22 protein-coding genes and 1 pseudogene are annotated in these 23,609 nt (G+C 62.2%); 6 read left to right on the top strand and 17 right to left on the bottom strand.

The window, feature by feature from the left end:
- Nucleotides 1–5: 5 nt before the first annotated feature.
- The 3 genes and pseudogenes from AC0L2O_RS12325 to AC0L2O_RS12315 form a co-directional block, all read right to left on the bottom strand.
- Nucleotides 6–929: a catalase gene (locus AC0L2O_RS12325; RefSeq protein WP_473369893.1), complete on the bottom strand. Its 924-nt coding sequence runs from the start codon at nt 927–929 to the stop codon at nt 6–8.
- A 325-nt stretch (nt 930–1,254) separates the two neighbouring features.
- Nucleotides 1,255–1,634, bottom strand: a pseudogene (locus AC0L2O_RS12320) (AMP-binding enzyme); the annotation flags it as partial.
- Nucleotides 1,635–1,831: 197 nt separating this feature from the next.
- Nucleotides 1,832–2,566 carry a spermidine synthase gene (locus AC0L2O_RS12315; protein WP_473369892.1) on the bottom strand — a complete coding sequence of 245 codons (735 nt, stop codon included), beginning with the start codon at nt 2,564–2,566 and terminating at the stop codon, nt 1,832–1,834.
- A 261-nt stretch (nt 2,567–2,827) separates the two neighbouring features.
- Here AC0L2O_RS12315 and AC0L2O_RS12310 point away from each other — a divergent pair, with 261 nt between their 5' ends.
- Nucleotides 2,828–3,148: a helix-turn-helix domain-containing protein gene (locus AC0L2O_RS12310; RefSeq protein WP_409192643.1), complete on the top strand. Its 321-nt coding sequence runs from the start codon at nt 2,828–2,830 to the stop codon at nt 3,146–3,148.
- Nucleotides 3,149–3,255: 107 nt separating this feature from the next.
- On the opposite strand, the gene AC0L2O_RS12305 is transcribed toward AC0L2O_RS12310, so the two are convergent.
- From AC0L2O_RS12305 to AC0L2O_RS12265, 9 genes are all read right to left on the bottom strand, one after another.
- The gene (locus AC0L2O_RS12305) at nt 3,256–3,789 is read right to left on the bottom strand and encodes an NADH-quinone oxidoreductase subunit B family protein (protein ID WP_473369891.1); all 534 of its coding nucleotides are present in this window, start codon (nt 3,787–3,789) and stop codon (nt 3,256–3,258) included.
- A 12-nt stretch (nt 3,790–3,801) separates the two neighbouring features.
- Nucleotides 3,802–5,313 (bottom strand): hydrogenase large subunit, encoded by a 1,512-nt coding sequence (locus AC0L2O_RS12300; RefSeq protein WP_369722150.1) that lies wholly within the window; start codon nt 5,311–5,313, stop codon nt 3,802–3,804.
- A gap of 18 nt (nt 5,314–5,331) precedes the next feature.
- Entirely contained in the window at nt 5,332–6,783 is a 1,452-nt protein-coding gene (locus AC0L2O_RS12295) for a hydrogenase 4 subunit F (RefSeq protein ID WP_369722151.1), read from the bottom strand.
- Nucleotides 6,780–7,442: a hydrogenase-4 component E gene (locus tag AC0L2O_RS12290; protein ID WP_369726687.1), complete on the bottom strand. Its 663-nt coding sequence runs from the start codon at nt 7,440–7,442 to the stop codon at nt 6,780–6,782. Before AC0L2O_RS12290 ends, AC0L2O_RS12295 begins: the two co-directional genes overlap by 4 nt.
- Nucleotides 7,443–7,447: 5 nt before the next feature.
- Nucleotides 7,448–8,404: a respiratory chain complex I subunit 1 family protein gene (locus AC0L2O_RS12285; protein WP_369722152.1), complete on the bottom strand. Its 957-nt coding sequence runs from the start codon at nt 8,402–8,404 to the stop codon at nt 7,448–7,450.
- Nucleotides 8,395–10,407 (bottom strand): hydrogenase 4 subunit B, encoded by a 2,013-nt coding sequence (gene hyfB / locus AC0L2O_RS12280; protein ID WP_473369890.1) that lies wholly within the window; start codon nt 10,405–10,407, stop codon nt 8,395–8,397. The genes AC0L2O_RS12285 and hyfB overlap by 10 nt, the downstream gene beginning before the upstream one ends.
- The gene (locus tag AC0L2O_RS12275) at nt 10,407–10,727 is read right to left on the bottom strand and encodes a helix-turn-helix domain-containing protein (RefSeq protein ID WP_473369889.1); all 321 of its coding nucleotides are present in this window, start codon (nt 10,725–10,727) and stop codon (nt 10,407–10,409) included. The genes hyfB and AC0L2O_RS12275 overlap by 1 nt, the downstream gene beginning before the upstream one ends.
- A gap of 481 nt (nt 10,728–11,208) precedes the next feature.
- Nucleotides 11,209–12,210 carry an alpha/beta hydrolase gene (locus AC0L2O_RS12270; RefSeq protein ID WP_473369888.1) on the bottom strand — a complete coding sequence of 334 codons (1,002 nt, stop codon included), beginning with the start codon at nt 12,208–12,210 and terminating at the stop codon, nt 11,209–11,211.
- 18 nt (nt 12,211–12,228) lie between these two features.
- Nucleotides 12,229–13,167, bottom strand: coding sequence for an MBL fold metallo-hydrolase (locus AC0L2O_RS12265; protein WP_473369887.1), 939 nt, complete (start codon nt 13,165–13,167; stop codon nt 12,229–12,231).
- 231 nt (nt 13,168–13,398) lie between these two features.
- Between AC0L2O_RS12265 and AC0L2O_RS12260 the strand changes: the two genes are divergently transcribed.
- Entirely contained in the window at nt 13,399–14,343 is a 945-nt protein-coding gene (locus AC0L2O_RS12260; protein WP_369722157.1) for a LysR family transcriptional regulator, read from the top strand.
- Between the two features lie 94 nt (nt 14,344–14,437).
- Here AC0L2O_RS12260 and AC0L2O_RS12255 read toward each other — a convergent pair whose 3' ends face one another.
- The 5 genes from AC0L2O_RS12255 to AC0L2O_RS12235 are packed head-to-tail and all read right to left on the bottom strand — an operon-like array spanning nt 14,438 to nt 19,365.
- A complete protein-coding gene (locus tag AC0L2O_RS12255; RefSeq protein ID WP_473369886.1) occupies nt 14,438–15,535 on the bottom strand; it encodes a Gfo/Idh/MocA family protein in 1,098 nt (365 codons plus the stop codon).
- 47 nt (nt 15,536–15,582) lie between these two features.
- Nucleotides 15,583–16,719 (bottom strand): N-acetylglucosamine-6-phosphate deacetylase, encoded by a 1,137-nt coding sequence (nagA, locus tag AC0L2O_RS12250; RefSeq protein WP_473369885.1) that lies wholly within the window; start codon nt 16,717–16,719, stop codon nt 15,583–15,585.
- The gene (locus AC0L2O_RS12245) at nt 16,719–17,732 is read right to left on the bottom strand and encodes an SIS domain-containing protein (protein ID WP_473369884.1); all 1,014 of its coding nucleotides are present in this window, start codon (nt 17,730–17,732) and stop codon (nt 16,719–16,721) included. The genes nagA and AC0L2O_RS12245 overlap by 1 nt, the downstream gene beginning before the upstream one ends.
- Before the next feature lie 8 nt (nt 17,733–17,740).
- Nucleotides 17,741–18,496 carry a GntR family transcriptional regulator gene (locus AC0L2O_RS12240; RefSeq protein ID WP_369722161.1) on the bottom strand — a complete coding sequence of 252 codons (756 nt, stop codon included), beginning with the start codon at nt 18,494–18,496 and terminating at the stop codon, nt 17,741–17,743.
- Nucleotides 18,487–19,365: a glucosamine kinase nucleotide-binding domain-containing protein gene (locus AC0L2O_RS12235; RefSeq protein WP_409192656.1), complete on the bottom strand. Its 879-nt coding sequence runs from the start codon at nt 19,363–19,365 to the stop codon at nt 18,487–18,489. The genes AC0L2O_RS12240 and AC0L2O_RS12235 overlap by 10 nt, the downstream gene beginning before the upstream one ends.
- A gap of 93 nt (nt 19,366–19,458) precedes the next feature.
- Here AC0L2O_RS12235 and AC0L2O_RS12230 point away from each other — a divergent pair, with 93 nt between their 5' ends.
- The 4 genes from AC0L2O_RS12230 to AC0L2O_RS12215 all read left to right on the top strand — a co-directional run bounded on the left by AC0L2O_RS12230 (nt 19,459) and on the right by AC0L2O_RS12215 (nt 23,607).
- Nucleotides 19,459–20,406, top strand: a complete 948-nt coding sequence (locus AC0L2O_RS12230; RefSeq protein ID WP_409192657.1) for an N-acetylmuramic acid 6-phosphate etherase — start codon at nt 19,459–19,461, stop codon at nt 20,404–20,406.
- Nucleotide 20,407: 1 nt separating this feature from the next.
- Nucleotides 20,408–21,670, top strand: a complete 1,263-nt coding sequence (locus AC0L2O_RS12225) for an ABC transporter substrate-binding protein (protein ID WP_473369883.1) — start codon at nt 20,408–20,410, stop codon at nt 21,668–21,670.
- 144 nt (nt 21,671–21,814) lie between these two features.
- The gene (locus tag AC0L2O_RS12220; RefSeq protein ID WP_473369882.1) at nt 21,815–22,762 is read left to right on the top strand and encodes a carbohydrate ABC transporter permease; all 948 of its coding nucleotides are present in this window, start codon (nt 21,815–21,817) and stop codon (nt 22,760–22,762) included.
- A gap of 11 nt (nt 22,763–22,773) precedes the next feature.
- Nucleotides 22,774–23,607 (top strand): carbohydrate ABC transporter permease, encoded by an 834-nt coding sequence (locus AC0L2O_RS12215; protein WP_473369881.1) that lies wholly within the window; start codon nt 22,774–22,776, stop codon nt 23,605–23,607.
- Nucleotides 23,608–23,609 lie beyond the last annotated feature (2 nt).

Here is a 23,609-nt window from a genome sequence, read left to right as displayed (position 1 = left end):
TCTGATCAACGACGTCTTGCCAGTGAGATGGCGTAGGCGGCACTTCGGGCCGCGAAAATCTCATCAGGCGGATGATCGATGCCTTCGGCGAGACTTGCCGGATCGAACAATGTGGCGTTGCACGCTTCATTTGGCTCGAGGCCTGTAATGACGATCGTTCCTAGCCGAACGGCTTCTCGTCTGTCCTCATCAGGCCAACGGATGGTCACGTCCAGGGTGGGATCGCCGGGACGATCGAGCAGTGTCATCACGCTGAACCGGACATCACCTACCGCGATCCGATCTTTGAGGTCATCATGCAGGAAGTCGCCGGACCTTGCCTTGGCCTCGTGCTCCGTCAACCTGATGTCGCCGCCGACGGGAGTGACCTTGAACTTGATGAATCGCGTCTCGCCGCCTGAATTCGTCGCGCGAAAAGCGTGCACGCCCCAATAGGTCGTGCCGGCAAAGCTCATCGGCACAGGATGTGCTGCGACGTAGTTGGCTTGATTCAGCGTTTCGGGATTGGCGGCGGAGAACGCCTTGATGGCGTCCATGTCTGGCTTGCCGTGCGGTCCCGGCACTCGTGTTTTGAGGAGGGTCAGCATCTGATCGAGTGTTCTCGCGAAATGGACCGGAGCACTTTGCGCGACAACATTCGAAAGATGGTGCTCGTCGCCAAGTCTGAAGCTGAAGCCGAGCAGCATGAGCTTATCGCCTTCTCCCACTGCGGGGCTTTCGTCGATTGAGAAGCGCGCCAGCACGCGTGATGGCGCAGTGAAGCTGCGGGATTTGGTAATCTCTTTTGCTTCATCCGACGGAATGTAGGCGCCGCGGACGCATCGGCCTTTGGCAAAGCTCGCGCGTTCCCTTGGGGAATTGACGGCGACCGATCTCAGGCAATCTACGATCGACGCAGGCGTGGCGCCGCCGCTCGGGTACTTGGACATTGCAGGGTCTCAACTTAACCCGACACGAACTAGCGAACCTCTTGTCGGTTTACTCCAGAGCGATTGCGGTCGTTATGGCGCGATTGCTGCTATTTCGTGCTGCGTGCAGTGCGGCAATCGCTTCAATTGTGGCAATCGCAGAAACGCCTGGCTGAACGGAATGACGGAATGGCCGCTGATGCTCCCAAATCGTCTCAGGGATCAGGGGTGGCATCGGCACCAATCATTTGGAAACGAGCGCTGCTACGCGACGGTGCCAAGTGACCTTAGCCCGCCGGCAGCGCGCGGATTGCAATCGAGAGTGGCTCTCGTACGCCAGCCGGGTTCAGACCGAAATCGCGTTCGCCGACTCCATCTGATTGCGCAATAGGAATTTCTGGATCTTGCCAGTCGACGTCTTTGGAAGCGTCCCGAACACCACAGTTTTTGGAGACTTGAAGCCGGACACCTGCGAGCGACAGAAGGCAATGATCTCTGCCTCAGTCGCACTCGCGCCTTTCTTCAACTCGACGAAGGCGCAAGGCACCTCTCCCCATTTTTGATCTGGCTTCGCCACTACTGCCGCAAGCAATACGGCCGGGTGCTTATAGAGCACATCCTCGAGCTCAACGGACGAGATGTTCTCGCCACCTGAGATGATGATGTCTTTCGAGCGGTCCTTGATCATGATGTAGCCTTGTCGAGGACTCCGAGATCGCCCGTGTGTCGTAGTGCGGCGTGCATTTGGAAACTGTAGAGAAGCGGTAGTATTGAACTCTTCGTGCAACGATTTTGTGTGGGCGGACGCGGCTGGATAGCTGTTCGGCTTTTCCCTTGTGTCGGCATCTTCGCCGCATCCGATACCGCGCGCGGATCTGATGGGACAGCTCGATTACGTGCTCCCTCAGCTGCAAACTGCAACCTTAGCGCTGTCCACAAGCGAGATCCCGGCTTCGCATGCGTCCCCGACGAATCGCCCACCGCTCATGGCTGTGGTGCAAAACGCGATCAAGCGCCGCCCGTGGGCCCAACTGTTTCTCGGGAACACAGATGATAACCGCATTACGATCCTCCATGCCTTGTTCATCGACGATCCATGTCCGCAGTTCTCGCCCGGCAAGTCTGGCGGCGATCCGGTCAGGTGTCGGATCAATGTCGTTCGCCACCGTCACGTTCATCACAATCCGGCCGCCGGGTGCCAGACGAGCGCGGATGGCGTCGCAGGTCTCGGCATCAAATTCTTCGGTGAAACGGAATCCCGGTCCACCGACGTCGATTGCGATACCGTCGTAATACCCGCCGTCATTGAATACGAATTGTCGAAAGTCGGAGACAATGCAGCGGAGGTCGTTCGGCAGATCGAAATATCTTTGCGCGAGCACGAAGCTGATCGGGTTGATGTCGACGACGGTCACTTTATTGCCGAGACGCGATAGCCGTGTCGCAAGATTCCCGCCGCCGCAACCCAGGACGAGGATACGTTCGGACCGGGACAGCAGTTCATCCATGAGCTTGACGTAGGTGAACACGCTTTCGCCGTTTGGCGTCGCCTGGCTTTGTCTGACCCCTTCCTCGAAATACACGCGTGTACCGTCCCAAGAACACTCGACGATCTCGATCTGGCCATTCATCCCTTGATAGCGACCAAGCAACTTCACGACACATCACCATATTAACTTAGAGCATCGGAACACAAGTGTCAGACATCTCTGTCATGGAGCGTAGGCAGCGTCAGTCTTTCGGGATATCTCGCTAAACTTGCCGCATCCATCGCAAAAATTCGGTAAAGTCCAAGGCCCGCGATCCGATGCCATCGACCGACTTCGCTGCTGATATATTTTGCTTCTGAACTGATGGTTGAAGCAGTAATTTGTATGGTATGGATCCCTGGATGAGAACGTCACCGGAGGTCGCCATTCATGATTACGGCCAACCAGCTCAGGGCCGCCCGTGCGCTCCTGAACATCGATCAGCGCCAGATGGCCGACCTTGCGGGTCTTTCGGTTCCTACCATCCAGCGCATGGAGGCGAGCGACGGGGTTATCCGCGGCAACGTCGATTCTCTGATGAAGTTGGTCTCCGCACTGGACCACGCCGGAATCGAATTGATCCCGCCCGGAGGGCAGAGCTCGTCCGGTGGTCGGGGCGTCCGTCTCAGGGAGCACGTCGCGAAACCGAAAACCAAAAACGTGAAGCAGCCGAAGTCTGCTTCGTCCCGGACGCTGCAACGCGCGCGATGAACCGCCCGTCTGTCGGAGCCGAATGGCGGCACCACGAAAATGGCAGGCAATCATGATTGTCGGCCAAGGGTGGTGCGTCGTCGCATCAAGCTTGTTCGGAGCGCTGATCAATTGGAAGTAGCGCTGTCGGCCGTCTGATCGAGCAGAGCAAGAAGTCCTTGCAAGATCGCAAGCGGCGGCGGCGGGCAACCGGGGATGTGAAGATCGACCGGTATGACCTGCGAGACTCCGCCGGCCACCGCGTAACTGCCGGCAAAACACCCTCCGTCCCGGGCGCAATCACCCACAGCGACAACCCATTTCGGATTCGGGACCGCATGATAGGTACGCTCCAACGCATGGCGCATGTTCTTGGTCACGGGCCCGGTCACCATCAGCACGTCCGCATGGCGAGGTGAAGCGACGAACCTGAGGCCGAAGCGCTCCACATCGTAGTAGGCATTGTTGACCGCGTGGATCTCGAGCTCGCATCCATTGCAGGATCCGGCGTCGACTTCGCGTATCGAGAGACTGCGGCCGAGGCGCCGCCGCGCAGCGCGACCAACGGTTGCTGCGAGCTCTGTCAGCGCGGCCTCGTTCGGCGACGGCGCCTGCTCCGTAAATGGTCGGCGAAACAGGCTTTCAAAAAGCAGCTTGCGCATCCTGTGCTTCCGTTAAAGATCCTGGCCCGAATAGGAGCAGTTGAAGGACTTGTTGCAGAGCGGAAAATCCGCGACGATATTGCCCTCGATTGCAGCCTCCAGAAGCGGCCATTGAAACCACGAGGGGTCGCGCAGGTGGCATCGGTCGACCCGGCCGTCCCGCAGGCGGAGCCAGACCAGGACGTCACCCCGAAATCCTTCCACGATCGCCATGCCTTCCCGCGCCTCCCGCCGATGTCCCGCATGTGTGCCCAACGGGCCGTCGGGAAGGCGCTCCAGGATCTGGTCGATGAGCAGGAGTGACTGTTCGACCTCGCGCACGCGAATCCAGACGCGGGCGTTGACGTCACCCTCGTTCAGGACCGGCGCGTCGAAGCGCAGCGTGTCATATGGCGGATATCGAAGCGTAATTCGCGCGTCGAAAGACCGGCCCGATGCGCGGCCTATGTAGCCTCCGGCGGCATATTGTCTTGCCAGTGCCGGTTTGAGAACGCCGGTATTGACCGTACGATCCTGCAGCGACGCCGTGTTGTCATAGAGCTCGACCAACTGCGGAAACCGCAGGCGGATAATGTCTAGCGCCGCCTGGATGACGTCCTTGCCGTCATCGTCGAGGTCGCGGGTCACGCCGCCGGGCACGATGATATCCCGCATCAACCGGTGGCCGAATGCGGCATCGGAGGCGCGCAGAATGCTCTCGCGCAGCACGCTGCAATGAGCGTGCATCAGCGCGAAGGAAGCGTCGTTGCAGATTGCCCCGATATCGCCGAGATGGTTGGCAAGCCGCTCCAGTTCGCCAAGCAGCGCTCGCAGCCAAACCGCACGATCAGGCACGACGAGTTGCAAGGCTGCTTCGGCCGCACGCGAAAACGCAAAGGCATAGGCTACCGTGCTGTCGCCGGAGACGCGTCCGGCAAGCTTGGCCGCCTGTTCAAGACTGGCTCCAGCCATGAGACTCTCGATACCTTTGTGGGTATATCCAAGCCGCTGCTCCAGACGGACCACGGTCTCGCCGCTTGCCGTGAACCGAAAATGTCCGGGCTCGATAGTTCCGGCGTGCACCGGACCAACAGCGATCTCGTGCAGGCCAGGTCCCTCCGCCGGCAGGAAGGGATAAGGCGACGCCTCCGACGAGGCGACGGCGCGATCTCCCAATGGGAAGCGCTCGCCCCAACGATTGTGATCGAGCCAGGGGCGGTTATCGGGCAGGCCTTCTGCCGTCAAGCCGAACAGATCGTTGAGGGTACGCTCCAGTCGAAGCGCCGGCGGGTGATGCTTGCCGACCGAGGGATAGCGCTGATCGGGACAATCCAGGCTGATGTTGGCGATTTCTGCCGTTTGCTCGTCCATGATCGCCATGTGCACCGTTGAGGGTTCTCCCCAAAGGCCGAGCAGGCTCCAGCGCCCGTGTGCCAGCTCGCTTGCCGCAAAGGTCCAAACCGAAGCATCAACGATAACCCGCGGCCATGGGCTGTGTTGCTCAACCTGGTGGCCCTCGAGCATGAGATCGATCAGCGATGGCATATCCGGCTAATCCCCCAACTATCCCAACAGGCGAGCGACATGCTGGAACCAGACCACGAGCGGCGCGGGAAGATAAATTCCCGCCATCAGTACCAGGGCAAGATGCGTGAACATCGGCACATAGGACGCCTCGGCTGACTTGGTGCTGCCGCGCGGCTCGCCGAATGCGACGCTTGTCAGGCGCAGCGTCAATGCGCCGAACGCCAGCAGCAGTCCGAACACCAGCACGATCGCGAGCAGAGGTTGGCGTGCGAAGGTCGAGCTTACCACCAGGAATTCGCTCATGAAGATGCCGAGCGGCGGCAGGCCAGCGATCGCGACAACGCCCGTCACCAGACCCCAGCCGAGCGCCGGATGGGTTACGGTCAGCCCCCTTATACGGCTGATCCGCTGCGTTCCCTTGATCTGGGAGATATGACCAACAGCGTAGAAGATGGCCGACTTGGTGAGGCTGTGCATCACCATGTGCAGAAGTCCGGCGAAATTGGCCAGCGGTCCGCCCATCCCGAACGCAAACACGATGATGCCCATGTGCTCGATCGAGGAATAGGCGAACAGGCGCTTGATGTCGCGCCGGCGGTAGAGCATGAACGCAGCGAACACGAGCGAAACCAGGCCCATCGTCACCATCAGAGGCCCGGGCGCAATTGCGGCCGGATTTGCCGCAAGCAGGATCTTGAAGCGCAGCAGGGCATAGAGCGCGACGTTCAGAAGCAGGCCTGACAGTACCGCCGATATCGGCGTCGGACCTTCGGCGTGGGCGTCGGGCAGCCATGCGTGCAGCGGCGCCAGACCGACTTTGGTTCCGTAGCCGAGAAGCAGGAATATGAACGCAACGTTGAGCAGAGCGGGATCGAATTTGGAAGCGTGTTCGATCAGAAGCGTCCAGACCATACCGTCCTGACCTTCGCCAACGATCGGACGCGCGGCCATGTAAACCAGGATCGTGCCGAATAGCGCAAACGCGATGCCGACACTGCCCAGGATGAAATATTTCCAGGCGGCTTCGAGCGCGGCATGCGATCGATAAATCCCGACCATCAACACAGTCGTCAGCGTGGCGATCTCGACCGCGACCCACATCAGACCGATGTTGTTCGACACGAAAGCGAGGTTCATGCCGAACATCATGGTCTGGTACATGGAGTGATAGAAGCGCAGGTATACGGGCGTCAAACGGCCCGTTTCGAGTTCGTGGGCGATGTAGCTGGCGCTGAAGATGCTCGTCGTGAATCCCACAAAAGTATTGAGCACGATAAAGACGATGTTCAGATCGTCGATCAGCATGTACGGCCCTGGCGGCGGACGCTCGACGACCAGCAACGAGAGGGCAGCAAGAAAAGTCCCCAGGCTTGCGACGACGTTCAACTGCGCCGTCAGCCGGTAGCCCGGCAATATGGCCAGCAACGCTGCCGAGCCGATCGGAATCAGAAGGACGGCCGCCACCGGATCGAGGAAATGCGCGCTCATCGCCGTTCGCCCCGGTAGTCGTCGAGTGCGGAGACATCGACGGAATCGAAGCGTTCGCGGATCCGGAACAGGAATATGCCGATGACAATGAAGGCGATTAGGATAGAGAAGGCAACGCTGATCTCGACAACCAGCGGCATGCCTTTGGCGCCCGTTGCGGCCAGCACCAGTCCGTTCTCGAGCGACATAAATCCGACGACCTGACTGACCGCATTGCGGCGAGTCACCATCACCAGAAGTCCGAGCAGCACCACCGACAGCGCGAAGGCCAGGTCCTCGCGCGCCAACGGGTCTGCTTCCGCGGTCACCCTCAGCATCAGGACCATGGAGAGGGCGACCAGTCCCATTCCGGCCAGCATGGTCAGGCCTATCCCCACGGCCGACTCGATGTCACGATGAATTCCAAGCTGCATGACGATGCGGTGAAGCGCTACCGGAATGACGATCGCCTTGAAGACGAGGGCAATTGCCGCGGTGACGTACAGATGAGGCGCATCCTGGATAAAGGCCTGCCAGGCCACGGACAGCGCCAGCACCAGTGCGTGCAGCGCAAACACGTTCAGTAGCGAGTAGAGCCGGTCCTGGTACAGCATCATGAAGCTGATCAGGACGAGCCCGCCGGCCAGCGTATGCGAGACGTCGAAGGCGAGGCTGTGCATCTGCATCAGAAGCTCTTTGACACGAACAGAAGGAGGGTGCCGAGAAGGCCCAGCATGAGCGCGGCGCCTAGAAATTGCGGAACGCGAAACACCCGCATTTTCGCCGTCGCGGTCTCGAACAGCGCGAGGAAAAAGCCGGCAGCCGCGAGCTTGACGAGGTAGGCGACGGCTCCGACGGCGTAGGACAAGGGACCGGTGCCGAAGACGGCTATCTTCCAGGGCAGGAACACGCACGCGATCAGCGAGATATAAAGCAACAGCTTGAGGAAGGCGCCAAATTCGATCATCGCGAGGTGACGGCCCGAATACTCGAGGACCATCGCTTCATGCACCATGGTGAGCTCCAGGTGCGTGGCTGGATTGTCGACCGGAATTCGCGCGTTCTCCGCCAGGGCCACCATGATGAGCGCGATCACCGCCATTCCCAACGATACCCGCAAGCCGACATAGGATGAGGCCACGAAATTTGCGACCGTCGAAAGTTGGGTCGAGCCCGCAACCAGGGCAATGCAAAATACAACCAGCAGCATCGCCGGCTCCGCCAGCGCAGCGATCATGACTTCGCGGCTGGCGCCGATGCCGCCGAAACTGGTGCCGACGTCCATGCCGGCCAGCGCCAGAAAGAAGCGTGCGCTTCCGAGCAGCGACACGATGGCGATCAGGTCCGCGGTCCAGTTGAACAACAGCCCGGTGGCAAAGGTCGGCACCAGCGCGGCGGCGACCCAGATCGCGGCAAAGGTCACGTAGGGGGTGACGCGGAACAGCCACGAGGCGTTGTCCGCCAGCACCACTTCCTTGCGGAGCAAGCGCAGGAGATCCCGGTATGGCTGAAAGACCGACGCTCCCTGGCGGCGCACCAGGCGGGCCTTCATTTTGCGAACGAAGCCGGTGAGCAGCGGGGCGAGTAGCAGCACCAGCAGCATCTGCATGCCCTGCACAAATATGTCGGACATCACGACCATATCGCGAGCACCAGAAGCAGCGTGACGAGCGTGACAAAGACCAGGCTGAGATAGCGCCGGATGGTCAGGAATTGCAGGCGATTGAGCTTATCGGCGGAGAAGCCGACCGCGCCTGCTATCGGCTGATACATTGCCTCCCAGATCAGATCGTGCAATTCGATGCGCAGGCGTGCCGGCCTGACATCTCCTGGAGCCGGCATCTCGACATGGTCGCGGGCATGGAACACGAGCGTGCCGAAAACGCGGCGGATAGGCTGCGCGAAGCTCGCGCCCGAGTACTGGGCCGCCGGTGTCGGGTCGGAAAAGCCGCAGCCCCAGGCCGGTCCCCGCCGCAACGCCCGAGAGGCAAAGCGATGAATGAAGACGACCGCCGCCGAGGCGGAAATCGTGATGAACAGCATCACGAGCAATCCGTTGTATGAACTGCGGCTCTCGGCAATCGGCGCGATCGAAAGCCAGGATTCGTTGGACTGAATCGGCATGTGGCCACCGAGAATCTGTACCGAGATCGGCGCCAGCGCATCGATCACTGGTCCCGGCAGAATTCCAGCCAGCAAGCAGAGTGCGGCGAGGATGACCATCGCTGAAAGCGAGTAGCGGTCGACTTCCCCGGAGGTTTCCGCGGCCACGCTGCGCGGGCGCCCGAGAAAGGTCACGCCGTATGCCTTGACGAAGCACGCCGCGGCCAAGGCGGCAGCGAGGGCCAACAGCGCGCCGACCGCAGGCACCGTGATCTTCAGCCCCCATTGCGGCAATTCCGGACTCTGCAGCACGGCCTGAAATATGAGCCATTCCGAGACGAAGCCATTGAACGGCGGAAGTGCCGAGATCGCGACACAGCCGACCAGAACGGCGAAGCTCGTAACGGGCATGCGGTGAATGAGGCCACCCAGCTTCTCCATGTTCCGTTCGCCCGTCGTTGTCAGAACGGCGCCGGCGCCGAAGAAAAGCAGGCTCTTGAAGAAGGAATGATTGAGGACGTGGAACAACGCTGCGGTGAAGGCGAGCGCTGCCAGCAGCTTCAGCCCATTGGCCTGGAAGGCCAATGCAAGGCCGAGGCTCGCGAATATGACGCCGATATTTTCGATCGTGCTGTAGGCGAGCAAGCGCTTGAGATCGTTCTCCATCATGGCGTACAAAATCCCCATGACAGCGGTGATGCCGCCAAGAATGAGGACGATCACGCTTGCGGACCACGACGGCTCTCCCAACAGATCGAACACGACGCGGATGAAGCCATAGATCGCAACCTTGGTCATGACCCCGCTCATCAATGCCGAAATGTGGCTCGGAGCGGCCGGATGGGCGAGCGGAAGCCAGACGTGCAACGGCACCAGGCCGGCCTTTGAGCCCGCTCCGAGCAGCATCAGGATCAACACCAACATAGCGTACGGCGTATGGTGGGCCGCGCGGATGGCTGCAAACCCGTAATCGCCCGCCGGTCCCGCGAGCAGGCCAAAGGCCAGCAGAAGTGATAGCGTACCGAAGCTCGCCATCACGAGATAGACATAGCCGGCCTTTGTGTTACCCGCCTCACGATGGTGTGCCATCACCAGCGCCCAGGACGCCAGCGACATGAATTCCCAGCACAGGAGATAGGAAAACGCATCATCCGCCAGCACCACGAGATTCATGCCGGCCAGAAAAGCGGGGAAGAAGGGGAGCACGCGGGTCGGCACCGGCTCATGGTGGCCGTAGCCGAGACCATAGAGGCTTGCCGCGGCTCCCCCGAGATTGATGACAACAAGGAAAAACGAGGCGAGCGGGTCGAGGCAGAAATGGGCACCAAGCCACGGCAATCCGATCGGCAGCACCAGACTGGCGGCGGTTGTCGTGTCACCAAGTAGCCACCGGAGCGATCCGATCAATGCGACCGTGGAGACGGCCAACGTCGTGCCGTAAATGACGGCCGTATTGAACTTCGAGCGGCTCATACATATGGCCAGCACCGCCAGTCCAAGCAATCCGGCAGCACACGCCATTTGCAAACTGACGCCGGACATCATGTGCGCGCCCTTGTTCTGCCTGATGCCTTGTTTTCCGATCGGACGCCGGGGGCGAACCTGACCGAACCCGCATCCGATTTCAGTCGAACGCCACGGCCCTGTGAATTGCTGACCGCGCCTTCGTCGATCAACTCGATGCCGGCGGCGTCAAGCGCTGCGATCAGCTTCACCAGCGAATCGACATTGCCGCGAATCATCGCCTCACTCGCTTCCATACGCTGGATCGTCGGCACCGAAAGGCCGGCCAGTTCTGCGAGCCGGCGCTGATCGATGCCGAGGAGCACCCTGGCCGCCCGCAATTGAGCCGCTGTGATCATTGAATGGCCCCACTCCCCGGACCGCACGAACACCAAACATCACCATTCCATCCTAACTTGTCATGTTAAAATGTCAATTAGTGATATATAAAACATCTAATCTAAATATTCCCATTTCTCCCGCGAACGACCGGCATCCGATCTTCATGCGTCCAGAGCCAATTTGTTCTCCAGCTGGCAGCTGGCAGCTGGCAGCTGGCCGCCGGAGCCGGGAGCTACGACAAGCGCGCTTTCAGCCGGTACCGCAAGGAAATGGCCCGCCTCGAGCGGGCCACTGTTGTCTCGGAAAGGCGTGCCGCTCAGAATCTGCGCAATCGACTTCCGTTCCGCCCGACCAGGGTCGACGGCGCGTCGCTGAACCCCAGCCCGTCCGGCCGAAAGTTGATCGTTGTTCCGCCCTCGACGAACTCGGCGAACATTGCGCGGGATCGCCGAGTGCAGGCCGTTGGCCAGCCAGCGCATTGCTGCGAGTCCAAACCGACTAGTCATGCTCATACCGTTCCGAGAGAAACTGGTTGATCGCGTCGAATGCCTGCCACCGGTTCTTCTCCAGCAGAACCATGTGCGTGCCTTCGCCGATTTCGACCCATCGCCGATATGGCGCGTGTTTCAACGAGAGGAACAAATCCTGCGCCGAGCTGATGGGCACGTCCCGGTCCCATTCGGCGTGGACCAGGAGCACCGGCGTGCGAATCTCGCCGGCATCGTAAAGGGCTTTGCCGGCCGCCCAATATTCGCGGATGTCGAGGATCGGGCCGTTCACCGCACGCATGAGCGGAGGGGTTCCGGCGCTGGCTTTCGGATCCGTTGCGAGCGAGATGTTCGCCCATAGTTCGAATCCGCCTGCTGGAATCAGACTTGGCCGCGCTGCTTCCGGCGCTGCCGAAAGCCAACGCTCTCTAAAGTCCAGAACAGGGACGTTTCGATACGCCCCGAGGCGGCCGCCTGTATCGATCGGAGCTGGGGCCTTCAGCAACCACAATGGCGCGAGCAGCGCGAGCTTCGCGACCTTGTCGTTATTGCTTGCGGTGTAAGCACCGGCCACAGAGCCGCCCCAGGACATGGCAACCAGATTGAGCCGCGTGATGTCGCGGGACTTCAGGATGTATTGGACTGCGCTGCCGAGGTCACGCACACCGACCTCGGTGCGCACAAGCGGTTCAGAATCTTCCGGCGGCGCGTCCATCTGCGGCGGGCGGGTCGATCCGCCGTAGCCGCGCACGTCGAGTGCAAAGACATCGTAGCCATGCCCGGCGAGATAATCCATGAAGGAGACGCCGCCGAGCGGCGCGTCGAAAAGGCTTCCCGACGAATAGGTCGCGCCATGCATCATCAGGATGGTTTGCTCGGCGGAGAAGGTCTTGAGCGTAGCTTTTCGCTTGTTGCGCAAGTGAAGGGAAATTCCGGCCGTGTCGCTCGGGATCATGAGGTCTTCGACCACAAGCCCTTGTCTGTCTGCGCGTGCGTAGGCGTGCTGGTTCATGATCGGTTTCCCCTTTCGTCAGAGGAAATGCCAGGCGAAGCCATCGCCGCGACGGTCGATGCGTCCGACGGACGATTGTGCGAAATGGGTGGTAAAGACCGTTGCGCCACGCTCGGCTGCGTCCTCCAGGACGAACGCGCGAGAGCGCAAGGCTGCATCAGGGAATTCGCAGAAGCAGGAATTGAGCGAAGGCTCATACACCTGCAGCGGATGGTGCATCACGTCGCCGGCAAAAAGCGCCTGCTCGCCCCGTGATACGAAGCGGATGGACGCGTGATCGACGCTGTGGCCGGGCGTCGGAACAAAGGAGATGCCCTCGAGGACCTCGTCCCCATTCACGGCGATGAGCTTGGCAAGACCGGCCTCGATCACCGGCCTCACACTGTCGTCGTAGACGCGGTCGGCCGGCTTGCGCACGGCCGCGCCGAGGGCCGGGTCCGGCCGGGCTGCTCCGATCGGCTCCGTGCCCACTGCAAGGCTCGCGCCATAGGCGTGCTCGATCCGGGAGAAGACGTAGGTCGCATTCGGGAAGGTCGGAATCCAGCGGCCGTCGACGAGGCGCGTGTTCCAGCCGACGTGATCGGCATGGACGTGGGTGAGCAGCACATAGTCCACCTGTTCCGGGATAACGCCGGCCGCCGCCAGCCGTGCCAGGAAGGGCTCGTTCAGACGATGGAGCGGCGGGATGTCGGGCCGGTTCTTGTCGTTTCCGGTCGCCGTGTCGATCAGGATGGTGTGGTGCGGGGTTTTGACCAACCAGCTGTGAATGCTTTGAATGAAAGTCCCGGTCGCAGGATCGAAAGAGCCGGCGTCGAGCCGGTCGCGATGGTGCTCCAGCGCCTGCGGGTCGGCTCCCGGATAGAGTGCGTCGAGCTGAAATGCTGCAAGCCTCAGCTCGTCGATCCGTATGATGGATGCATCGCCGATGCGATAGGTTTTCGTCGCTTGCGTCACCATGATGTCCTCCGCTCCAGGCACTGGCTGAGCCGGCCTCATTGCCGGCGCCGCCCTGACCGTGACGTACGAAGCGCGACAGGCCGCCGGGAGGGCCGTGGGCTCGATAGGTCCCATCGACGCCATCGATGTCGAAGGGCTGTCAGCCTGGCTTTTCAGACCGCCATTTTGGCTTTACCTCTCTCATCGCGGCTCGTCCGGCCGCGATCATGTGCCTTGAACGGAGGAGGACCGATGCTGGATGCGGAACACGGTCCAGGTCGGCTGGCCGATGACACCGATCTCGCGGACATCGACCTTGGCCTATTGCTCGCCCTGGAGGCCCTGCTGCGCGAGCGGAATGTTACACGCGCGGCGTTGCGCCTCAGTATCGGCCAGCCAGCGCTATCGGCACGGCTGAACCGATTGCGACAGGTCTTTGCCGACCCGCTTTTCGTACCTGCGGCGGCCGGGCGCGGGGTGGTGCCGACGACGAGGGCGGTGGAGCTGCAGGCCGAACTGGTGGACGTGCTCGGCAAGCTACGTCGCATGGTCGAGGGACCGGCCGTATTCGACCCCGCCCGGAGCCAGCGCACCTTCGTCATTGCCATCCATGAGAATCCAGCCGTGACGCTGGCGCCGGGTTTTGTCGCGCGATTGACCGCCACCGCCGCGCGGGCGAGGCTCGCCTTGGTCCATCCCACGCGCGACGTCGTCGATCGGCTCGAACGGGGTGAGATCGACATCCTTGTGACGGGGGCTGATGGGGCACACGGTGACCTGATGCAGCGCCCGCTGTTCGACGACAGCTTTCTCTCCGCACAGCGCAAGGGTCATCCGCGCGGCAACGGGGCGCTTGACCTCGATCGCTTTTGCGCGCTCGACCATCTGCTGATCTCCGCTGACGGCGGCGGCTTCTCAGGCCTCGTCGACGACGCCCTGGCCGCGCTCGGCCGCTCGCGGCGCGTCGCCGTCTCGATTCAAACCTATGCGCTGGCACCGGTCATCCTTGCGCACAGTGATTGCATCTGCACCCTCCCGCGACGCTTTCTGATGCGATTTTCCCACGAGCTCGATCTCACGCCGCCGCCGCTCGATCTGCCGCCGGCGCGCATCGTCGCGCTGTGGCATCCGCGCAATCAGGAGGACGGAGGTCATGCTTGGCTACGCGAGTGTTTATACCAGGCGGCAGCCGCGTGATCTCGATTTGCACTCAAACCGGTTGACAACCGCCTCGTTCTTGGCGGGGAACGGAACGCTTGCCGGCGCGACACGATCTTCCGAAAATCGGTTGTCACAGGCGTACGACGTCGCCGCTGCGAATGCTGGCGTCGGCGGCAAAGACGATGCCCAGCGAGTTGATGGCGGCGTCGTGATGCTCGGACAGGTCGATCTCGCCACGGATGGCGCTGAGAAATAGCCGCTGCTCGCGCTCGCAGAGCTCCTGGTGGCTCGGTTCGTCCTCGGTCGAGAGGAGTTCGTCCGGCCTTGCGAAGCGGCCCTCCACGTCGCGGGCTGCGTGATGGATCCGCAGTGCGTTGGTTCGCGTATGCGTGTCATGGTCCGCAGAGCTCGCAGTCGCATCGCTGCTTTCCCTCGCAACCATCGATACGCTGCCGTTCGGCCCGATCATGTCCTTCACGAAATGAGCAGTCTCGCTCATCATCGGTCCCCAACCAACCTCGTACCAGCCAATTGATCCGTCCTCGAACACGATGTGAAGATGGCCGTAATTGTACATGCCAGGCGCGATCTCGTCCGTGAGCCTCGCCCCGACGGCGTGCACAGCGATCGGACGCGAGCGCGTCACCTGGCACATGATATCGACATAGTGCACGCCGCAGTCGACGATCGGTGAGGTCGACACCATGAGCTTCTTGTGAACCTCCCAGAACGAGCCGGCCGATTGCTGGTTGAGATTCATGCGCATCACGAGCGGCTTGCCGAGCGTGCGGCCGATCTCGACGAAGCGCGACCATGACGGATGGACACGAAGGATATAGCCGATCAGCAGCGCCTTTCGGCTCAAGCGCGCTGCGTCGACAATGTGCCGGGCTGCCTCCAGCGTCTCGGCCAGGGGCTTTTCGCAGAACACGTGCGCACCTGCCGCGAAAGCCTGCAGGGCCATGGCGGCATGATGTTCGGTATAGGTGCAAATCGCGACGGCATCGGGACGCAGTGTCGCGAGTGCCTCGTCGTATCGCTCGAAGCGCGGCAGACCGGGAAACTCCGCGTCGAGGTCATGGCGAGCGGCCGCGCGAGAGGTGCAGAGGCCAACGAGCTTGAACCCTTCGATCGCGCCGTAGGCGCGGGCGTGGCTGGTTCCCATGGTGCCGAGCCCAACCACGAGAACGCGGATGGGCTGCGTCGTCGACGATGATGAGGAAGACATGCCCAATCGCGTCCTTCAATCCAAACAACACCCGCCAACCTCGTGCATCAGGAGCCGCTAGACGAGCGGCCCTCGATCCAGGTTTCGAGCACGTGCAAATCGTCGTCAAGATGCACCAGGCTCGCCAGATATCCTGGCGCAATGCGGCCAAGCTCGGTCTCGCGTCGCAGAAACGTTGCCGGAACGCGCGAAGCCATCGCGAGTGCGTGGCCGAGCTCGATCTCCGTCACCTCGACGGCAAACCGTACGGCTTCGTCCATGGTCAGAACCGAGCCCGCGAGCGTTCCGTCCTCGAGCCGCAGGCTGCCTTCTGCGCGGGTCACCCGGCGGCCCTGTAGATCGAACTGATCGGGACCGCCGGCGGCTGGCGGCATCGCGTCGGTGATCAGCATGAAGCGGTCATGCCGCTTGGCGGCGAAGGCGATACGAAGGTTCGCCTCGTGCACATGATGACCATCCGCGATGATTCCGACGAAAGCCTCGTCGAGATCGAGCGCTGCGCCGACCATGCCTGGCTCGCGCCCGGCGGGCGCGCTCATCGCATTGAACAGATGGGTGAATGCGTGTGCGCCGGCTTTGACGGCCGCGCGTGCCTCCGCGTAGCTTGCATTGGAGTGGCCGAGCGAAATGAGCACGCCATGCCGCGCGAGTTCGGCAATGCTCGCCCCATCGACCCGATTGGGCGCGAGCGTCAGCATGACGGCGCCGCAATTCGCCTCGGCGATCGTCGCAATGTCGTCCGGCTTGAGGTCGCGGATGTATCGGAGCTCATGCGCGCCCTTGCGAGCCGGATCCAGGAAGGGTCCTTCCAGATGGACGCCGAGCGTTGCCGGGTTCAGTTGCCGTGCTTCGCGTGTCCCGGCGATTGCTGCCGCCATCACTTGCGGGGCATCGGTGACCAGCGTCGGCAGCAGTCCGACGGTGCCGTGCTTGCGATGCGCTGCGGCGATGCGGGCGATGCCTTCGGGCGTCGGATCCTCGTTGAACAAGACGCCGCCACCGCCATTGACCTGCACATCAATGTAGCCGGGCGCAAGCAAACCGCCACCGAGATCGCGTGTCGCGTCATGCGGCCTCCCGGAGTAAGGAAGGACCGCGGCGACGCGGTCGCCTTCGACGACGACTATGTGGTCGTCAAGGAAACGCTCGCCATCGAAAATCCGTGCGCCGGTCAAAACGATCATCAAAGGGTCTCCGTCACCTTGCGCAGGTTGCGCGGGCGGTCGGGATCTCGCCCGAGCTGGAGCGCAAGTGCCTCGGCAAGGCGATAGAACCGGTGGATCATGACGATGGGCTCCAGCAGCGTCGCCTCGACTTTTGCCGTGGCGAGACGATCCGTCTCGTCGGCGCCTCCGGCCTCGATTGTAATCACCCTCGCGCCGGCAGTGGCCAGCGCCGCAAGTGTCGTCATCATGCCTTCGCGTGCTGCGTCGGATGGCAGGAAGGCGATGACGGGAAAGCCCGAGGTCACGAGTTCGGCCGGGCCATGCAGGACCTCGGCTGCGGAATAGGCTTCGGCGTGAATGGCGCAGGTTTCCTTGAGCTTCAGTGCCGCCTCCGCGGCGATCGCAAGCGTGACACCGCGACCAAGAACGAAAGCGCTGCGGGCATTCGCAAGCTGCCCGAGCAACGCCGCGGGCGGCGGCGCCGTTTGTCCCCGCAGGATCTCGGGCAGGCCGGTGAGGGCGTCCGCTAGCTGCCGATCTTCGCACCAGGCCGCGACGAAGCTCGCGCCCGCGACGAGACCTGCGACCATCGATTTGGTCGCCGCGACTGAGCGTTCAGCGCCGGCGCACAATGGCAGCAGCACTTCGGCCTCCTGCGCGAGCGGTGAGGCCACATCGTTGACAAGCGCGATGGCCAGCGCACCGCCGCGTCGTGCGGCGCGCTGCATTTCGACGATGTCCGGGCTGCGTCCCGATTGCGAGATCGCGACGGAAACACCGCCTTCGAGCCGCATCGGCGTGCGATAGAGCGTCGCGATGGAGGGACCGATGGAGGCACAGGGCACCCCCGAAACAATCTCGACAAGGTATTTCAGATAGAGCGCGCAGCAATCCGACGAGCCGCGGGCGATGGTCGCGACGAGCGGCGGATCGAGGCCGCGCAGGCGTGTGCCAAGTTCAGCGAGCCGCTCCGCGTTGTGGCCAAGCTGGCGCGCGGCCACTTCGGCAGATTCGCCAATCTCCTGAAGCATGCAGGTCGTCATCGGTGCGCCTTTCGGGCCGGTGGCGACAGCGTGAGTTCGGAGACGAAGTCATAGGCGTCCGCCCGGTACCAGGACTTCGTGAATTCGACGCAGGATCCGTCGGCAAGATAGGCGATGCGCTGGATATAGAGCGCCGGGCTGTCCGGTGCGACGCCGAGCAGTTCCGCATCCGCATGATCGACGAGGGTCGCACGCAGGCGCTGCAAGCCCCGGGCAGGCCTAAAGCCTCGCGCGGAGAGCGCTTCGTAAAGCGAGCCGGCGACCGAATCCTGTTCAGGAAGAAAGCGTATAGGCACGGCGGCGCGCTCGATCGCCATGGGCGAACCGTCGGCCAGGCGCAGGCGGCCGAGCCGGAACACGCGTTCGTTCGGCCGCACGCCAAGCATCATGGACTCTTCCGGCGTCGGCAGGAATACGCCGCGCTCGAGTTCGCGCGAGCTCGCCTCCAATCCGCGGAGCCGCATATCTTCCGTGAAGCTCGTCAGGCGCGACGAGGGCTGTTCGACGCGCGGCGTTGCGCGATGAATGAAGGTACCGGCGCCATGGCGGTGAAACAGCACTCCCTCGGCGATCAGATCGGCAATCGCCTTGCGCAGCGTGGTGCGCGATACCTCGAGCAGCTCGCACAAGACCCGCTCGGCCGGAAGCAATTGCGTCTCCGCGAAGCGACCGGTTTCGATCTCGCGCCGAAGCGCGTCGACCACGGCACGATAGAGCTTCTGGCCGGGCGCGGTTTCGACCGTCAGGGACATGCAGCGTCCTCCGCGAGCGTTCCGCCGGCGAGCAGGATTGCGCCGTCGACTGCGTCGCGCTGTGGCAGGGCGAGGCGCTTGGCCACATCAGGGGGCAAAAATGGGCGCAAGGGCTCACCGAAGCCGCCGGCAAGTGCAATGCGCTCGGCGCCGAGTGCATTCAGCGCGTTCGCAAGTGCCGCTATCGCCCCGGCTGCTTCGCCGACAATTTCGCGCGCGCGCATATCTCCGGACCTGGCGACGTCCAGGATCTGGGGTGCGAAGGCGCCGTAGTCGCTGGGCCTCGCGTCCGCTGCCCAGCGGCTCATCCGCAAGGGATCGCCATCGAAATGTCGCCCGAGCGCTTGCGCCAGGCCGCTCATCGGCTCGAGGCCATCGATCGCACGCAGCGTCGCGCGCAACGCCGACTCGCCAAGGCGTGCAGCAGATCCGTCGTCGCCAAGCCAGAACCCGCGTCCGCCGATGATAGTCGTTCGAGCTCCCACGCGAGCGATGCCCGCCGAGCCGGTGCCCGCGATGATCAGGCCGCCGTCGCCGAGGCCATTGGCACCGACGCAGGCGGCGACGGCATCATTGACGGCGACGATGCGCGCAAAGCCGGGCAGGGCGGCGGAGACGCGCGCTGCTTCTTCGTCGTCCGAAAGCCCGGCAAGGCTGAGGCCGACTGCGATCTCCTGCCGTGCTGCGCCGGCCGCGATGGCGGACTCGATCGTTTCACGGACGACCCGCATGGCTTCGTCGAAATCGAGATAGATGTTGGAAGCCGGCCCGACGCCGCGCCCGAGCTCGCGGCCTGAGGAATCCCGCAGTCTCGCGCGACACCGGGTCGCGCCGCCGTCCACACCGAGGAAGAATTGGGCCGTCGCCAAGGAGCCTCCTAAAAAATTCCTTAACGCATCTAGACAAGTGGTATGTCACGCGGCTAAAACAAATACAAGAGGTCTGTACCATTGGTATTCACGATGTCAGGACTGCCGAACTCGGGGACGGACGGAGAGAGGTGGCGTGGCACCGGCGTCGGAATGGGCGGCGAGGCGATGTTCGTGAAGGCATTGCTCGCGTCCTACGGCCGAGCGATCGCGTCGGTCGCGGCTGCCTCCGGAGACATCCGCGCCGCCGCGCTTCGCCTCGCTGTGATTTGGCGAGCAGGCGGACGGCTGATCTATGCGGGCGCGGGCTCTTCCGGTCTTACAGCGGCTGAAGATGCAGCCGAGCTTCCCGGCACGTTCGGCCTTGATGAGAACCGCATCGCGATTGTTCTGCCCGGCGGGACCACCGAGCCGTTCCGCATCGATGGTGCCGCGGAGGACGATGCCGCAGCCGGCGAGCACGCGATAACCGGGCTCGGTGATCTCTCTCGTGATGCCGTGATCGCCGTATCGGCGAGCGGCTCGACGCCGTTCACGGTGGCCGCGGCCGCAGAGGCGCGCCGCCGCGGCGCCTACGTGATCGGCATCGCGCACCGTCCGGGCTCGCCCTTGCTCGTCGGTGCCGACGCCTCGATCTTGCTCGAGAGCGGAGAGGAGGCGTTGCGCGGTTCGACACGGCTCGCGGCCGGAGCTGCGCAAAAGGCCGCGCTAGGCATGCTCTCGTCATTGATGGGGTTCGAGCTTGGTCACATCCATCAGGGCCTGATGGTCAATCTGAAGTCCGACAATGCGAAATTGCGCGAGCGGGCGCGCGGGATCGTCGCAACAATCGCCGGCATCAGCGATGCCGAAGCGGAAGCGGCGCTGCGCGAAGCCCACGGCGAGGTCAAGCCGGCCATCCTGATTGCCTGCGGTATCGGCAGCATGAGCGAAGCCGTCGCGTGGCTCGCTGCTGCAGAAGGCCGGATAGACGACGCGTTGAGCCGCGCACGCGCAACAGCCAACGGGATCAAGGGCGAAGGCCCGAACAAGGGAGCGTAGCATGAGACGGACATTCAAGGCTGCAACGGGAGCTGAGCTTGCCGCGTTGGCGTTGCTTGCGGGGCTTGCGTCGGCCCAGGCAGGCTCGTTGAAGATCGAGAGCTGGCGCAATGACGATGCTGACATCTGGAACTCGAAGATCATCCCCGCCTTCAACAAGCATTATCCCGACATCAAGATCGAATTCGCGCCTTCGGCGCCCAAGGAATACAACGCCGCCCTGAACGCGCGACTTGACGGCGGTACCGCCGGCGACCTCATTACGTGCCGTCCGTTCGACGCCTCGCTCGCGCTCTATCAAAAGCATCAGCTCGACGCAGTCGACGGCCTCAAGGGTATGGACAATTTCTCTGATGTCGCGAAGGCGGCGTGGCAAACCGACGACGGCAAGACCACCTTCTGTGTTCCGATGGCTTCGGTCATCGCTGGATTTATCTACAACAAGGAAGCGTTCGCCAAACTCGGCGTGTCCGAGCCAAAGACGCTCGATGAATTCCACGCCGTGCTTGAGAAATTCAAGAAGGACGGGACCTATGTCCCGCTGGTGATGGGCACGGCTGACCAGTGGGAGGCCGCAACCATGGGATTCCAGAACGTCGGCCCCGACTATTGGAAGGGCGAAGTCGGCCGCGCCAATCTGATTGCGGGCAAGGAAAAACTCACTGATCCGCAATATGTCGCGGCGTTCAAGGAGATCGCAAGCTGGGCGCCGTATCTCGGGTCAGGCTTTCAGGCGCAGACCTACGCCGATAGCCAGAACCTGTTTTCTCTCGGCAAGGGCGCGATCTATGCGGCTGGCTCGTGGGATATCTCGACCTTCCGCGGCCAGGCGAAATTCGCCATGGGTGCATTCCCGCCGCCGCAGCCGGCCGGCACGACGGAGTGCTACATTTCCGATCACACCGACATCGCGATGGGCGTCAACGCAGCGTCGAAGAACAAGGAAGACGCAAAGAAGTTCCTGGAATGGCTGACGACGCCGGAATTCGCAACGATCTATGCCAACGCGCTTCCCGGCTTCTTCCCGCTCGCCAAGACTGCGGTGAAGGTCGACGACGACGTCGCCGCAACGATGGTCGGATGGCGCCAGACCTGCAAGTCCACGATCCGCAACTCGTATCAAATCCTGTCGCGCGGTACGCCGAATCTGGAAAACGAGCTCTGGAACGTGTCCGCGCAGGTCGTCAACGGCAAGCTGACGCCCGATGCTGCCGGCAAGCAGCTCCAGGACGGCCTCGACAAGTGGTACAAGCCCGCCAAGTGACGTCGCTCCCTCTTCCCGCTTTCGCGGGGAGAGGGACTGTCCTTGTTTCATTCGACAGTCGCTGCACACTCCGCTAACAAGACGGCAGCAGCCGCAAGCGCGGAGAGGGACGACAACGCACGGCAGGTTTAACCTCTTTCCGTCATGGCTGAATCGGTCTCGAACATCACGGCCCAGATGCCTCGCGCCAAACTGGCGGGCCTTCTGCTGTTCTTTCTCGGGCCGGCGGTCGTGATCTACACCCTGTTCTCGATCTATCCTCTCGTCGCGACGATGGCGCTCTCCACCTACACGAGCGACCCGTCTGGAGCCCGGTTTTTCGTCGGGCTTGCCAATTTCGAGACGCTGCTCGGTGATGCGCTCTGGTCGAAGCCGTTCTGGAATGCCCTCGGCAACAATCTGATATTCTTTGCCGTGCATATGTGTATGCAGAATCCGATCGGTATCGCGCTCGCGGGATTACTCAGCCTGCCGGGCTTGAGGCTCAAGGGCCTTTATCGCACCGTCATGTTCTTGCCGACGATGCTCTCGGTTGTCATCGTCGGCTTCTCCTGGAACCTGATCCTGTCTCCGCTCTGGGGCGTGGCTGCCGGCGCCTTGAAGTCCGTGGGGTTGGGCTCACTGTTCGCGCCCTGGCTGGGGCTCGAATCGAGCGCGCTCGTAACCCTGTCGCTCATTTCGGTCTGGCAATTCGTCGGCATTCCGATGATGTTGATCTATGCCGCGCTGCTCAACATCCCCGAAGAGCTGATCGACGCGGCACGCGTCGACGGGCTCGGACAATTCCGCATCTTCTTTCACATCAAGCTTCCGCTCGTCCTGCCGACGATCAGCCTGGTCTCGGTCTTGACCTTCGTTGCCAACTTCAACGCTTTCGATCTGATCTATTCGGTCAAGGGCGCGCTTGCGGGGCCGAATTTCGCAACCGACATTCTCGGCACGTTTTTCTACCGGACCTTCTTCGGTAACCAGCTCCAGCTCGGCAATCCGACGATGGGCTCCGCGGTCGCGACCGTCATGTTCTTCATCATCCTGGTCGGCCTCTGCCTCTATCTCTTCCTCGTGCAGCGGCGCATCCGCCGTTACGTTTGAGGGGGAGCGGTATGACGGCGGAGCAGCGCGCAAGGAGCCTCGGTGTCCATCTCGTCCTGATCGCCTACAGCCTGCTGGCGGTCGGTCCAATCCTGCTGGTCGTGATGAATTCGTTCAAGGTGCGCAGCGCCATCTTCGGCAGCCCGCTCGCGCCGCCCGACGCTTCGACCTTCAGCCTTGTCGGTTATGAGAAAGTTTTTCGCTCCTCTCATATCCTGACCTACTATTCGAATTCGCTGATCGTGACCATCGTCAGCATGGCGCTCGTGCTGCTGTTTGGCGCGATGGCAGCCTGGGCCCTGACCGAATACCGCTTTCGCGGTTCGACGGCGCTCGCACTGTTCCTGTCCATCGGCATCATGGTGCCGATCCGGCTTGGCTCTGTCGCGATCCTCAACATGATGCGGTCTGCGGGCCTGAACGACACGCTGACCGCCTTGATCCTTGTCTACGTTGCGCAAGGCCTGCCGATGTCGATTTTCATATTGAGCGAGTTTATCCAGCAGATCCCCAGGGACTTGCGCGACGCCGCGCGTTGCGACGGCGTGCCGGAAACCCGCATCTTCTTCGAAGTGGTCGCGCCTCTGCTGCGCCCCGCGATCGCGACCGTCGCCGTCTTCACCATCGTGCCGATCTGGAACGATCTCTGGTTTCCGCTGATCCTGACCTCGAGCGACTCGACGCATACGGTCACGCTTGGCGTGCAGCAGTTTCTTGGCCAATACATCACCGACTGGAATTCCGTGCTGGCGGCGCTGTCAATGGCGATCCTGCCGGTCGTCATCATCTACGTGATCCTCTCGCGCCAACTCATCGCAGGCCTCACCTCAGGTGCAGTCAAATAGGT

It is taken from the genome of Bradyrhizobium sp. Kon10 (genome assembly GCF_055807395.1).
This window is presented reverse-complemented; position numbering and strand designations above follow the sequence as displayed.

What these genes read in the sequence shown, in the direction of transcription:
- AC0L2O_RS12325 (WP_473369893.1), bottom strand. Translation starts at nt 929, where the DNA reads ATGTCCAAGTACCCGAGCGGCGGCGCCACGCCTGCGTCGATCGTAGAT.
- AC0L2O_RS12310 (WP_409192643.1), top strand. Translation starts at nt 2,828, where the DNA reads ATGATTACGGCCAACCAGCTCAGGGCCGCCCGTGCGCTCCTGAACATC.
- AC0L2O_RS12305 (WP_473369891.1), bottom strand. Translation starts at nt 3,789, where the DNA reads ATGCGCAAGCTGCTTTTTGAAAGCCTGTTTCGCCGACCATTTACGGAG.
- AC0L2O_RS12300 (WP_369722150.1), bottom strand. Translation starts at nt 5,313, where the DNA reads ATGCCATCGCTGATCGATCTCATGCTCGAGGGCCACCAGGTTGAGCAA.
- AC0L2O_RS12295 (WP_369722151.1), bottom strand. Translation starts at nt 6,783, where the DNA reads ATGAGCGCGCATTTCCTCGATCCGGTGGCGGCCGTCCTTCTGATTCCG.
- AC0L2O_RS12290 (WP_369726687.1), bottom strand. Translation starts at nt 7,442, where the DNA reads ATGCACAGCCTCGCCTTCGACGTCTCGCATACGCTGGCCGGCGGGCTC.
- AC0L2O_RS12285 (WP_369722152.1), bottom strand. Translation starts at nt 8,404, where the DNA reads ATGGTCGTGATGTCCGACATATTTGTGCAGGGCATGCAGATGCTGCTG.
- hyfB (WP_473369890.1), bottom strand. Translation starts at nt 10,407, where the DNA reads ATGTCCGGCGTCAGTTTGCAAATGGCGTGTGCTGCCGGATTGCTTGGA.
- AC0L2O_RS12275 (WP_473369889.1), bottom strand. Translation starts at nt 10,727, where the DNA reads ATGATCACAGCGGCTCAATTGCGGGCGGCCAGGGTGCTCCTCGGCATC.
- AC0L2O_RS12270 (WP_473369888.1), bottom strand. Translation starts at nt 12,210, where the DNA reads ATGAACCAGCACGCCTACGCACGCGCAGACAGACAAGGGCTTGTGGTC.
- AC0L2O_RS12265 (WP_473369887.1), bottom strand. Translation starts at nt 13,167, where the DNA reads ATGGTGACGCAAGCGACGAAAACCTATCGCATCGGCGATGCATCCATC.
- AC0L2O_RS12260 (WP_369722157.1), top strand. Translation starts at nt 13,399, where the DNA reads ATGCTGGATGCGGAACACGGTCCAGGTCGGCTGGCCGATGACACCGAT.
- AC0L2O_RS12255 (WP_473369886.1), bottom strand. Translation starts at nt 15,535, where the DNA reads ATGTCTTCCTCATCATCGTCGACGACGCAGCCCATCCGCGTTCTCGTG.
- nagA (WP_473369885.1), bottom strand. Translation starts at nt 16,719, where the DNA reads ATGATCGTTTTGACCGGCGCACGGATTTTCGATGGCGAGCGTTTCCTT.
- AC0L2O_RS12245 (WP_473369884.1), bottom strand. Translation starts at nt 17,732, where the DNA reads ATGCTTCAGGAGATTGGCGAATCTGCCGAAGTGGCCGCGCGCCAGCTT.
- AC0L2O_RS12240 (WP_369722161.1), bottom strand. Translation starts at nt 18,496, where the DNA reads ATGTCCCTGACGGTCGAAACCGCGCCCGGCCAGAAGCTCTATCGTGCC.
- AC0L2O_RS12230 (WP_409192657.1), top strand. Translation starts at nt 19,459, where the DNA reads ATGTCAGGACTGCCGAACTCGGGGACGGACGGAGAGAGGTGGCGTGGC.
- AC0L2O_RS12225 (WP_473369883.1), top strand. Translation starts at nt 20,408, where the DNA reads ATGAGACGGACATTCAAGGCTGCAACGGGAGCTGAGCTTGCCGCGTTG.
- AC0L2O_RS12220 (WP_473369882.1), top strand. Translation starts at nt 21,815, where the DNA reads ATGGCTGAATCGGTCTCGAACATCACGGCCCAGATGCCTCGCGCCAAA.
- AC0L2O_RS12215 (WP_473369881.1), top strand. Translation starts at nt 22,774, where the DNA reads ATGACGGCGGAGCAGCGCGCAAGGAGCCTCGGTGTCCATCTCGTCCTG.